Source organism: Streptomyces sp. NPDC018947, assembly GCF_044390505.1.
Classification (GTDB): domain Bacteria; phylum Actinomycetota; class Actinomycetes; order Streptomycetales; family Streptomycetaceae; genus Streptomyces.
The window spans coordinates 175,077-186,503 of the sequence record NZ_JBIRZD010000007.1 but is presented as its reverse complement, the minus strand read 5'-3'; the positions used below and the strand labels follow the sequence as shown (position 1 = coordinate 186,503).

Below are 11,427 nucleotides of genomic sequence, written 5' to 3'. Positions count from 1 at the left end.
CGAGGGGGTACGTCCTTCCGTGGTGACCAGCACAAAGCGCCACAAGCCAGATCGGCGCACCTACGTTCTCGACACCAGCGTCCTGCTGGCCGACCCGAGCGCCCTGAGCCGCTTCGACGAGCACGAGGTCGTGCTCCCCATCGTCGTGGTGACGGAGCTGGAGGCCAAGCGGCACCATCCCGAACTCGGCTACTTCGCCCGGCAGGCCCTGCGCCTGCTCGACGAGTTCCGCGTCCGGCACGGCCGCCTCGACGCCCCCTTCCCGATCGGGGATCTCGGCGGGACCGTGCGTGTCGAGCTCAACCACTCGGACCCCAGCGTGCTGCCCACCGGCTACCGCCTGGGGGACAACGACTCCCGCATCCTCGCGGTGGCCCGCAACCTGCAGGCCGAGGGGTTCGACGTCACCGTCGTGTCGAAGGACCTCCCGCTGAGGATCAAGGCGTCCTCCGTCGGTCTGCTCGCCGAGGAGTACCGCGCCGAGCTCGCCATCACGGACGCCTCCGGCTGGACCGGCATGTCCGAACTGACGCTGCCCGGCGAACAGGTGGACATCCTCTTCGAGGAAGGGCACGTCCACGTCCCCGAGGCCGACGGCCTGCCCGTGCACACCGGGCTGACGATCCAGTCGGAGCGCGGCAAGGCCCTCGGCCGCGTCACGCCCGACGGCACCGTCAAGCTGGTGCGCGGCGACCGGGAGGTGTTCGGCATCAAGGGCCGCAGCGCCGAGCAGCGGATCGCGCTCGACCTGCTCCTCGACCCGGACGTCGGGATCGTGTCCATGGGCGGCCGGGCCGGCACCGGCAAGTCGGCGCTCGCGCTGTGCGCCGGGCTGGAGGCCGTGCTGGAGCGCCGGCAGCACCAGAAGGTGATGGTCTTCCGCCCGCTGTACGCGGTGGGCGGCCAGGAACTGGGCTATCTGCCCGGCTCCGAGGCGGAGAAGATGAGCCCCTGGGCCCAGGCGGTCTTCGACACGCTCTCGGCGGTCACCAGCCGCGAGGTCATCGAGGAGGTCACCGCCCGCGGCATGCTGGAGGTCCTCCCCCTCACCCACATCCGCGGCCGTTCGCTGCACGACGCGTTCGTGATCGTGGACGAGGCGCAGTCGCTCGAACGCAACGTCCTGCTGACCGTCCTGTCCCGCATCGGCGCCAACTCGCGGGTCGTGCTGACCCACGACGTGGCACAACGGGACAACCTGCGGGTGGGGCGGTACGACGGAGTCGTCGCCGTCGTCGAGAAACTGAAGGGCCATCCGCTCTTCGCCCACGTCACCCTGACGCGGTCCGAGAGATCCCGGATCGCGGCGCTCGTCACCGAAATGCTGGAGGACGGGCACATCTGAGAACTCCGACCCGACAAGGGTCGGTTGTCCGGCGGTCGACGCCGTCCGGAAAGGCCGAGAGCCTAGCCGGGCGGCGTCCTCGCGCGTGGAGGTTTCTCGAAATCCCCAGGCCCAAACGGGATGTGAGCTTTCACACGCAACACAGAATTGCCTCACCCCGCCGGGTTACGGCAGAGTCTCACTCCTGTCAGGCCCCGCATACGACACACCTGTACCCCCAGCGGTACGGCACCACGGAAACACCCGTTCCAACTCCATAGCAGCGTCGTATGCCGCCCGAGCACCATGCGGCGCTTCCCCTCGGGGGAGTTGTCCACCGGGCCCGCGCCTCCCGTGACCCGTAGTTGGGGAGGCCAGTGCCAGGGGCACGATTGCGTCCGCGAGGGTCACCGAAGCGGGCGATGCTGGAAGGAAACCGTGTGAGCCGGATCTCGGTCCGGGGATTCGCAGTGGCCTCGGCCACGGCGGTCACCGCTGTCGGTAGCGTCGTCGGTGTTGCCTCGGGCAGCAGCGCGCAGAACAACGACGCCGAAGCGACGGCCAGTGGCATGACGTTGCTCGCGGACATTCCCGTCGGGCAGCAGGCCCAGGTGCAGACCGCGTCCCTGACGCAGCAGGCCGACGCGCAGGCCATCGCGGCGGACGTGAGCGCCAAGAAGACCGCGGAGGAGGCCGCCCGCAAGGCAGCGGCCGAGACCGCCGTCGCCAAGCAGGAGAAGGCGAAGAAGGCGGCCGAGGAGGCCGCGAAGCGCAAGGCGGAGCAGGAAGCCGCCAGCCGCGACGCCAAGCGCGAGTCCACGACCTTCGCCGTCCAGAGCTCCTACACCGTCGGCCAGATCCAGGCGATGGCGCGTCAGATGGTCCCCAGCGGCCAGTGGCAGTGCTTCAGCAACATCGTGGACCACGAGTCGAGCTGGAACTACAAGGCCGTCAACCCGTCCTCGGGCGCCTACGGTCTCTTCCAGGCACTGCCCGGCTCCAAGATGTCCTCGGTCGGCGCCGACTGGCAGACCAACCCGGCCACCCAGATCAAGTGGGGCCTCAACTACATGGACAGCCGCTACGGCAGCCCCTGTGACGCCTGGAACTTCTGGCAGAACAACCACTGGTACTGAGCAGGGCCCGGCCCGCACCGCCGCTCAACCTCGCGCAGCCCCTCGCCGTCCTACGGTGAGGGGCTTTCGCGTTCCCGCCATGTACGGTCGGATCCGAACGACTCCAGGGGGGAGTGGTGGGGAGAGCCGGGGGAAGAGGACGGATCATGTCACGCGTGCCAGGGTGGCTCGGCCGGCTCGGTGCCGGGCTGACCCGGATGAGCAATCGACTGGACGAGCGCCGCGCCGAGGTGGAGGCCGACGACCCCGAGACGGCCGACGCCGGGCCGGACACGGCCCCGGGCGGCGGATCGCCGGCGGCCACGGACCACGAGGCCGCGGGAGACCTCCTCCTGGAGCACCCGCTCGTCGTCCAGCAGCGGCCCGACCCCGCGCAGGCGGTGCCCTGGGGCATGCGGGTCGCGGCGGAGGCCGGATGGCGGCTGCTGGTCCTCGCCGGCACCGTGTGGGTGCTGATGAAGGTCATCAGCGCCGTGCAGCTCGTGGTGCTGGCGTTCGTGGCCGCGCTGCTGATCACCGCGCTCCTCCAGCCGGCCGTGGCCCTGCTGCGCCGGCACGGGGTGCCGAGGGGACCGGCCACGGCGCTGACCGCCATCCTCGGATTCGTGGTGATGGGCCTCATGGGCTGGTTCGTCACCTGGCAGGTCATGGAGAACATCGACAACCTCTCCGACCAGGTCCAGGACGGCATCGACGAGCTGCGCAACTGGCTGCTCAACAGCCCCTTCCACGTCACCGACAAGCAGATCAACGAGATCGCCAAGAACCTGCGCGAGGCGGTCGGCGCCAACACCGACCAGATCACCTCCGCCGGACTGGAGGGCGTCACGGTCGTCGTCGAGGCGCTCACCGGCATCCTGCTGGCCGCCTTCTCGACCCTGTTCCTGCTCTACGACGGCAAGCGCATCTGGCAGTGGACGCTGAAGCTGGTGCCGGCCGCGGCCCGGCCGGGCGTGGCCGGTGCCGGCCCGCGCGCCTGGCGGACGCTGACGGCGTACGTGCGCGGCACGGTGGTGGTGGCCCTGATCGACGCCATCTTCATCGGTCTCGGCATCTACTTCCTCGACGTGCCGATGGCCGTCCCGCTGGCCGTGTTCATCTTCCTGTTCGCCTTCGTCCCGCTCGTCGGCGCCGTCGTGTCGGGCGCGCTCGCGGTCGTCGTGGCGCTGGTGACGCAGGGCATGTTCGCCGCGGTCATGACGCTCGTCGTCGTCCTGGTGGTCCAGCAGATCGAGGGCCACATCCTGCAGCCCTTCATCCTCGGGCGCGCCGTGCGGGTCCATCCGCTCGCGGTGGTGCTGGCGGTGGCCACCGGCGGCATGGTGGCCGGCATCGGCGGCGCGGTGGTCGCCGTACCGCTGGTCGCGGTGACGAACACCGTCGTGGGCTATCTGCGGGCGTACTCCCGCGAGGCAGCCCTGCGGCAGGCACCGAGGCCGCACGGCGCCACCTCCACGGACGCCTCCCCGGCCGTGGGGGCGCGGCCCGACGGGTCCGGGCCGTCGGCGGACACGACCCCGGCGTGACGACGCCAAGGGCCCCGCTCACCACGACGGTGAGCGGGGCCCTCGCGCTGCCGGGTCCCGGCGGGGGACCTACTGGGCGGCGAGAACCGCCTCGGCGTCCAGCGTCGCGCCGACGGCCTGGATCACGGCGGCGATCTTGAAGGCCTCCTGGACGACCTCGCGGTCCAGACCGGCCTTGCGCAGCACCTGCTCGTGCGAGTCCAGGCACATGCCGCAGCCGTTGATGGCGGACACCGCGAAGGACCACAGCTCGAAGTCGACCTTGTCGACGCCCGGGTTGCCGATGACGTTCATCCGCAGACCGGCGCGCAGGGTGCCGTACTCGTGGTCCGACAGCAGGTGCCGGGTGCGGTAGAAGACGTTGTTCATCGCCATGATGGCGGCGGCCGACTTGGCGGCGGTGTACGCCTCCGGCGTGAGGTTCGCCTTCGCCTCCGGCTCCAGCTCGCGCAGCACGATCGGGGAGCGCGAGGCGATCGCGGTCGCCAGCACGGTGCCCCACAGCTGCTGCGCCGGGAGGTCGGAGTTGCCGATGACCGAGCCCAGGTTGAGCTTCAGGTCCTTGGCGTAGTCCGGTATGGCGGACTTCAGGGAGTCGAGGGACATGTCAGCTCACTCCCCGGCCAGCAGCGCGACCGGGTCGAGGGTCTCGTCGCCCTTGGTCCAGTTGCACGGGCACAGCTCGTCGGTCTGCAGGGCGTCCAGGACCCGCAGGACCTCCTTGGGGTTACGGCCGACCGAGCCGGCGGTCACCATGGAGAACTGGATCTCGTTGTTCTGGTCCACGATGAACACGGCGCGCTTGGCGAAGCCGTCCTCGCCCTCGATGCCGAGGTCGCGCATCAGCTCGTGCTTGGAGTCCGCCATCATCGGGAAGGGCAGGTCGGTCAGGTCCGGGTGGTCCTTGCGCCAGGCGTGGTGCACGAACTCGGAGTCGCCGGAGAAGCCGAGGACCTGGGCGTCACGGTCGGCGAACTCGTCGTTCAGCTTGCCGAAGGCGGCGATCTCGGTCGGGCACACGAAGGTGAAGTCCTTGGGCCACGCGAAGACGACCTTCCACTGACCCTCGTAGGTCTTGTGGTTGATCTGCTGGAACTCCTTGCCCTTCTCCAGCGAGACGCAGGCGGTCAGATCGAACTCGGGGAACTTGTCACCGACAGTGAGCACGCGCTCTCCTTGTAGCGAAGAAACACCCCTTTTACAGGTGTTTCCCATGGGTTGGACGTTATTGATGTTGGCACACGGTGCATTGATTAGTGAAATAGCTACACTCGGTCGAGTTGATCGGAGGTGGCTATCAGTGACGGGCAGGAAGAGGCAGCCCAGCCTCGCCCAGCTGCGGGCTTTCGCGGCGGTCGCCGAGCATCTGCACTTCCGTGACGCCGCCGCCGCGATCGGCATGAGCCAGCCCGCGCTCTCGGGCGCCGTCTCCGCCCTGGAGGAGGCACTCGGTGTCACCCTCCTGGAGCGTACGACGCGCAAGGTGCTGCTCTCACCGGCGGGGGAACGGCTCGCGGTGCGGACGAAGGCGGTCCTCGCGGAGGTCGGTGCGCTCATGGAGGAGGCCGAGGCGGTGCGGGCGCCGTTCACCGGGGCGCTGCGGCTCGGCGTCATCCCGACCGTGGCGCCGTATCTGCTGCCGACGGTGCTGCGGCTGGTCCACGACCGCTACCCCGACCTCGACCTCCAGGTCCACGAGGAGCAGACGGCGAACCTGCTGGACGGCCTCGGCACCGGCCGCCTCGACCTGCTGCTGCTCGCGGTGCCGCTCGGCGTCCCCGGCGTCACCGAACTCCCGCTGTTCGACGAGGACTTCGTACTGGTCACCCCGCTCGACCACCCGCTCGGCGGCCGCGAGGGAATCGAGCGCTCGGTGCTGCGCGAGCTGCGGTTGCTGCTGCTCGACGAGGGGCACTGCCTGCGCGACCAGGCGCTCGACATCTGCCGGGAGGCCGGCCGCGCGGACGTCCCGGCGACCACGACCGCGGCCGGGCTGTCGACGCTGGTCCAGCTCGTGGCCGGCGGGCTCGGCGTGACGCTGCTGCCGCGCACGGCGGTCCGGGTGGAGACCTCCCGCTCCAGCCAGCTCCTCACCGGCTCCTTCGCCGACCCGGCCCCCACCCGGCGGATCGCGCTCGCCATGCGCACGGGCGCGGCCCGCTCCGCGGAGTACGAGGAACTGGCGGCGGCCCTGCGGGAGGCGATGACCGAGCTGCCGGTGCGCGTCGTCACCGGCTGACCCGCCCGCGTACGCCAACGCCCCGGCGGCGCGGCGCGGGTGCCGCGAGCCGCCGGGACGTCCGCACCCCGCGGGTGCCGCGGGCCCCCGCACCTCACTCCGTCCGCAGGCCCTCCGGGCGCATCAGGCGCAGCAGCGGGGGCAGGCTGGCCAGGGTCACCACCAGGACGACCGCGGCGCCGATGCCGGTCATGAGCAGGACGCCGGCCCAGTCGACGGCCACGGGGGTGCCCGTCATCTTCAGCAGCACCGTGCCCAGCGTCAGGCCGACCACCGAGGCCAGCACCAGCCCCAGCGCGATCGGGACCGCGGTCTGCCACAGCACCGACAGGCTCAGCGTGCGGCGCCGGGTGCCGAAGGCGACCAGGGACGACAGCAGCTTCCTGCGCTCGCGCAACTGCTCGAGCTGGGACACCAGCAGACTCGCGCCGATCAGCGCCAGCACACACGCGGCGCCGACGAACAGCCCGGTGCGGATGGTGTCGAAGCGGCCCTGCCGCTCCGTGGCCGCCCAGTCCAGCGGCTGCGCCAGCGGATCGATGGCCACCGCGGTGTTGCGCACCCGCTCCCGCACGTCCGGCAGGGACTCGTCGAGCCTGAGGTAGGTGTGCCCGGTCAGCGCCGGTGCGAGCGCGGCCGGCATCGCCTTCGGCGTGACCAGGAAGCCGCCCCGGTCGATGCCGGGCAGCAGACCGTCACGCGGCGTCGCGGCCTTGACGCCCCGCGGCACGGTCCAGGGGACGGCCAGCCCCGCCACCCGCTCGTACGCCGGGTCCAGGTACAGCTTCCGCCCCGGCTCCACCAGCTTCCCCACGTCGGCACCGGCGTCCCACTCGGCGCCGCGGACGGCGAACACGTCCCCGTCGCCGCACGAGGGCAGCTCGGCGATCTCCCGCAGCGCGGTGCAGTCGCCCACGGTCATCATCGTGACGAGGTCCGGGGTCATGGCGCGGTCTCCGAGGTAGCCCTCGGAGAAGGCGTGGGCCGCCTTCACCCCCTCGGTGTCGCGGAGCTTCCCGGCGGCCGGGGCGAGAGCCACCTCGCTCGGCAGGACCACCTCCATCTGTGCCCACGTCACGTCCCGCCCGGTGGACTGGGTGTAGTCGTCGTCCACGCCCGCGAACAGCATCTGCAGCGCGATGGCCCCGGCGACGGCCACCGCGATGCCGTTGACCATCCGGGCCGCCGTGCCGCTGCTGAGCTGAAGCCGGCGCACGGCGAGCTGCCAGGACACGGAGCCCGCGCCGAGCCGGGCCACGACCGTCTCCACGATCCACGGCAGCAGCGCGGTGACGCCGACCAGCAGCAGGACGACACCACCGGTGACCAGGTACTGGTTGAAGTCCCCGTTGCCGCGGCCCTGGCCGATCATCGGGTACAGCATGGCGAGGCCGGCCACCGGCAGCAGCAGCCGCCACCACAGGCGCCGCCGCGTGGGCTTGGCCGTACGCACGACGCCGAGCGGCTCGATGGCCACCCCGCGCAGCGCGAACAGCGTCACCAGGACGGCCGCCGCCGGCACCGTCACCCCCACCAGCAGGGCGAGCAGCGGCGAGGGGTCGAGATAGCTGGGGAACACGCTGATGCGGTACACCTTCGCCGTTCCCGCGAGTTGGCGGCCGATCAGGAAGAACCCGGCGCCGAGGACGAGGCCGAGCACCGCGCCCGCCATCGCCTCGCCGGCCGCGGTCCGCCGGGTCATGCCGCCGTCGGCGCCCACCAGCCGCAGCGCCGCGAGCCGCCGGTCGCGCCGCTCGCCGCCGAACCGCACGGCCGCCGCGATGAACACCGCGACCGGCATCAGCAGCACCACGAAGACGACGAGGATCAGCAGCACGAGCACCGGGTCGGAGTCCACGGGTCCCCGCTGGGCGCCGAAGTGGTCGATGCGCACGATCCGGGACGGTTCGAGATGCGCCGCGAGTCCCTCGGCGCCCCGGTAGAAGGCGAGTTCGTGGGCGCCGATCAGCCCGCTCTCCGCGATCGTGCCGGTGATCCGGTCCGGCAGCCGCTCGCGCAGCAGCGCGCCGGAGTCCGACTCCAGCAGCTCCCGCAGGGCGGGGGAGACCACCATCTCGCCCACCGCGGGGAACTCCTCCAACCCCGGCGGCAGCGGCGCACGGGGCCCCTCGGGCTCCAGGGCGCGGCCCCGGACGGTGTCGTCGCGGAAGTCCGTGCCGACGTCGGCGACGATCAGGGTGTCGTCCGCCTCGGCGATCGGCTCGTTGTTGAACGTGATGTCGGTGCGCGCTTCCTCCCGCTGGTGACGGACCTCCAGCGCGTTCGGCAGCGCCGTCGTCAGCAGGAGCAGGGCCACCCCCAGCCCGACGCCGGTGGCCGTCAGCAGGGCGCGGGTCCAGCCCTCCCGTCCGCCGGTGACGGCGAAGCGGACGCCCAGCGCCAGGTCGTGGGCCCATCCCCACGCCCGGCTCCGCCCGCGTGGGCGCCTCCCCCCGCGCGGTGTCATACGGCGCGCTCCATGTCCCGCGACCTGCCGTCGCGCACGACGACCTCGCGGTCGGAGTACGCGGCCACCCGCGCCTCGTGCGTGACCAGCACGACGGCGGCGTTGGTGGACCGGGCGGCGTCGGTGAGCAGTTCCATCACGCGCTCGCCGTTGAGGGAGTCCAGCGCGCCGGTCGGTTCGTCGGCGAACAGCACGCGCGGGTTCGTGACCAGCGACCGCGCCACGGCGACGCGCTGGCCCTGGCCGCCGGAGACCTCGCCGGGGCGCTTCTTGCGCAGGCCGTCGACCTCCAGCCGTTCCATCCAGGTCAGCGCGGCCCGTTCGGCCTCCTTGCGTGAGGTGCCGTTCAGCCGCAGCGGCAGGGCGACGTTCTCGACGCAGGTCAGCTCCGGCACGAGTTGCCCGAACTGGAACACGAAGCCGAACTCCGAGCGGCGCAGGGCACTGCGCCGGGCGTCGGACATGGCGGACAGCTCACGTCCGTCGTACGTGATCGTCCCCGAGTCGGGGGTCACGATGCCGGCGAGGCAGTGCAGCAGGGTGGACTTGCCGGAGCCGGAGGGGCCCATCACGGCGACGACCTCGCCGGGGTGGATGGAGAACTCGGCGCCGTCGAGCGCGAGGGTGGGGCCGTAGGCCTTGGTCAGCTTCTCGGCGGAGAGCAGGGTGCCCGCGGGGACGGTCATCGGGTCACCGCCTCACGGAGCTTGTCGAGGCGCGCCGCGGTCAGCTCGAGCCAGCGCAGGTCCGCCTCCAGGTGGAACAGGGCGTGGTCGCAGATGAGCTGGTCGGCGAGGTCGCCGTTGCGCTTGCGGTCGGTGAGGATGCGCATGCTGCGCAGGTGCTCCGAGCGCTGGGTGTCGAGGACGTCGGCGGCGTCGCGGTGGGTGAGCAGCGCGAGGACGACCTTGGTGTAGAGCGTGGACTGCAGGTACGGCTCGGGCTTCTCCGGCGTGGCGAGCCACTGCTGCACGTCGGTGATGCCGGCGTCGGTGATCGCGTACCGCTTGCGTTCGGGACCGCCGCCCGCCTCGATGCCGTCGACCACGACGAGGCCGTTCTTCAGCAGTCGGGACATCGTCGAGTAGACCTGGCCGTAGTGCAGCGGCCGGTCGTGGCCGAACTTCTCGTCGAAGGCGCGCTTGAGGTCGTAGCCGTGGCGCGGCCCGGACTCCAGGAGTCCCAGGAGGGTGTGACCGATGGACATGGAAGGACTCTACACACGGTGTATACGCGGCATGTATACGCGCAGTGCAGAGATGGTGGCGTGAGGTGCGGGGCCGCAGGTCGGGGCCGTTTGTCACGGTTCCGCTACAGCGAAGGCCGAGTTTTCGGCCGGCCGGTCACGAAGGGGGTGCGGCTCCCTGCGTCCCGGTGCTCCCCGGCCCGCTTCGCGGGGGCCGGCCCCGGCGCGGCAGCGGTCCGGCGTCCCCGGGCAGGCGGCCCGCGTCCGCGAGCGCCCTGCGCAGCAGGAACTCGATCTGGGCGTTTGCCGAGCGCAGCTCGTCGCCCGCCCAGCGGGCCAGCGCCTCGTAGACCTGCGGGTCCAGCCGCAGCAGCACCTGCTTGCGCTGCTGCGGCCGTCGCTTGGGGGCCGAGCCCCCGGAGGGGGTCGTCACTGGTAGAGCGTTCCCGTGTTCAGTACCGGCTGGGCGGCACGGTCCCCGCAGAGCACGACCATCAGGTTGGACACCATCGCCGCCTTCCGTTCGTCGTCCAGCTCCACGATGCCCTGCTCGCTGATGCGGCCGAGCGCCGCCTCCACCATGCCGACCGCGCCGTCCACGATCTGCCGCCGCGCCGCGACCACCGCGCCGGCCTGCTGCCGCTGGAGCATCGCCGAGGCGATCTCCGGAGCGTAGGCGAGATGGGTGAAGCGGGACTCGATGATCTGCACCCCGGCCGCCTCTACGCGCGCGTGGAGCTCGACGGCGAGCTTCTCGGTGATCTCCTCGGCGTTGCCGCGCAGCGAGAGGCCGTCCTCCTCGTGGGCGTCGTAGGGGTACTCGATGGCGATGTGCCGCACGGCCGCCTCGGTCTGCGTGGAGACGAACTCGACGTAGTCGTCCACCTCGAAAGTGGCCTGCGCGGTGTCCTCGACCCGCCACACCACGACGGCGGCCAGCTCGATCGGGTTGCCGTAGGCGTCGTTCACCTTCAGGACGGCCGTCTCGTGGTTGCGCACCCGCGTCGAGATCTTGGTGCGCGAGGTGAGCGGGTTGACCCAGCGCAGCCCGTCCTCCCGGATCGTCCCCCGGTACCGCCCGAAGAGCTGCACCACCCGGGCCTCGCCCGGCGCCACCATGTTCAGCCCGCACATGGCGAGGAACGCCGCCAGGGCGATCACCACGCCCCCGACGATCAGCGCGGCCTTCGCTCCGGTCGCCGTCACCGCCGTGGCGACGGCTATCAGCCCGGCGCCCACGAGCAGCCCCACCAGCCCCAGCAGCAGCGCCAGTCCGCCGCCGATGCTGGGCGCCTGGGTCTCCCGCACCCGCGGGGCGGGCATCTCGGGCACATCGGCTCCAGTCTGCGGTGTCTCCGGTACGGACATGGGTGGCCCCCCGTTCTCGCGGGGCGCGTCGGACGCGCCCCGCTATCTAGCGTTGGTCTATCTAAGTGATAGCACTTTATCGGAAGACCGCAACCTTCGCCCCCTCCCGTACGTCGGTTCCTGTGGGACAGGTGCTGATTCTCACGTCCGCACAAGGGCGGATCGGCAGCCGTTTGTCATA

The 11,427-nt window shown here is 71.4% G+C and carries 11 protein-coding genes; 4 read left to right on the top strand and 7 right to left on the bottom strand.

Annotation, left to right across the window (positions count from 1 at the left end; genetic code table 11):
- The first annotated feature begins 19 nt into the window (after nt 1–19).
- The 3 genes from ACH499_RS15815 (at nt 20) to ACH499_RS15805 (ending at nt 3,986) form a co-directional block, all read left to right on the top strand.
- Nucleotides 20–1,345: a PhoH family protein gene (locus ACH499_RS15815; RefSeq protein WP_399016236.1), complete on the top strand. Its 1,326-nt coding sequence runs from the start codon at nt 20–22 to the stop codon at nt 1,343–1,345.
- A 419-nt stretch (nt 1,346–1,764) separates the two neighbouring features.
- Complete coding sequence (locus ACH499_RS15810; RefSeq protein WP_356199789.1) at nt 1,765–2,460, top strand: transglycosylase SLT domain-containing protein; 696 nt, start codon at nt 1,765–1,767, stop codon at nt 2,458–2,460.
- A gap of 146 nt (nt 2,461–2,606) precedes the next feature.
- Nucleotides 2,607–3,986, top strand: coding sequence for an AI-2E family transporter (locus ACH499_RS15805; protein ID WP_399016233.1), 1,380 nt, complete (start codon nt 2,607–2,609; stop codon nt 3,984–3,986).
- A gap of 69 nt (nt 3,987–4,055) precedes the next feature.
- Here ACH499_RS15805 and ACH499_RS15800 read toward each other — a convergent pair whose 3' ends face one another.
- Together ACH499_RS15800 and ACH499_RS15795 are read right to left on the bottom strand one after the other, a co-directional pair.
- On the bottom strand, nt 4,056–4,592 hold the full coding sequence (locus ACH499_RS15800) for an alkyl hydroperoxide reductase (protein WP_356199785.1): 537 nt from the start codon (nt 4,590–4,592) through the stop codon (nt 4,056–4,058).
- Nucleotides 4,593–4,598: 6 nt separating this feature from the next.
- A complete protein-coding gene (locus ACH499_RS15795; RefSeq protein WP_356199783.1) occupies nt 4,599–5,153 on the bottom strand; it encodes a peroxiredoxin in 555 nt (184 codons plus the stop codon).
- Nucleotides 5,154–5,286: 133 nt separating this feature from the next.
- On the opposite strand from ACH499_RS15795, the gene ACH499_RS15790 reads away from it, so the two are divergent.
- Nucleotides 5,287–6,225, top strand: coding sequence for a LysR substrate-binding domain-containing protein (locus tag ACH499_RS15790; RefSeq protein ID WP_399016230.1), 939 nt, complete (start codon nt 5,287–5,289; stop codon nt 6,223–6,225).
- A 94-nt stretch (nt 6,226–6,319) separates the two neighbouring features.
- Here the strand turns inward: ACH499_RS15790 and ACH499_RS15785 are convergent, their stop codons facing one another.
- From ACH499_RS15785 to ACH499_RS15765, 5 genes are all read right to left on the bottom strand, one after another.
- Nucleotides 6,320–8,692 carry an ABC transporter permease gene (locus ACH499_RS15785; protein ID WP_399016227.1) on the bottom strand — a complete coding sequence of 791 codons (2,373 nt, stop codon included), beginning with the start codon at nt 8,690–8,692 and terminating at the stop codon, nt 6,320–6,322.
- A complete protein-coding gene (locus ACH499_RS15780) occupies nt 8,689–9,378 on the bottom strand; it encodes an ABC transporter ATP-binding protein (RefSeq protein ID WP_356199778.1) in 690 nt (229 codons plus the stop codon). Before ACH499_RS15780 ends, ACH499_RS15785 begins: the two co-directional genes overlap by 4 nt.
- A complete protein-coding gene (locus tag ACH499_RS15775) occupies nt 9,375–9,899 on the bottom strand; it encodes a PadR family transcriptional regulator (RefSeq protein ID WP_356199777.1) in 525 nt (174 codons plus the stop codon). The genes ACH499_RS15780 and ACH499_RS15775 overlap by 4 nt, the downstream gene beginning before the upstream one ends.
- A 136-nt stretch (nt 9,900–10,035) precedes the next feature.
- Nucleotides 10,036–10,311: a hypothetical protein gene (locus ACH499_RS15770; protein WP_392829559.1), complete on the bottom strand. Its 276-nt coding sequence runs from the start codon at nt 10,309–10,311 to the stop codon at nt 10,036–10,038.
- On the bottom strand, nt 10,308–11,246 hold the full coding sequence (locus ACH499_RS15765) for an SPFH domain-containing protein (protein ID WP_356199774.1): 939 nt from the start codon (nt 11,244–11,246) through the stop codon (nt 10,308–10,310). The genes ACH499_RS15770 and ACH499_RS15765 overlap by 4 nt, the downstream gene beginning before the upstream one ends.
- Nucleotides 11,247–11,427: the final 181 nt, after the last annotated feature.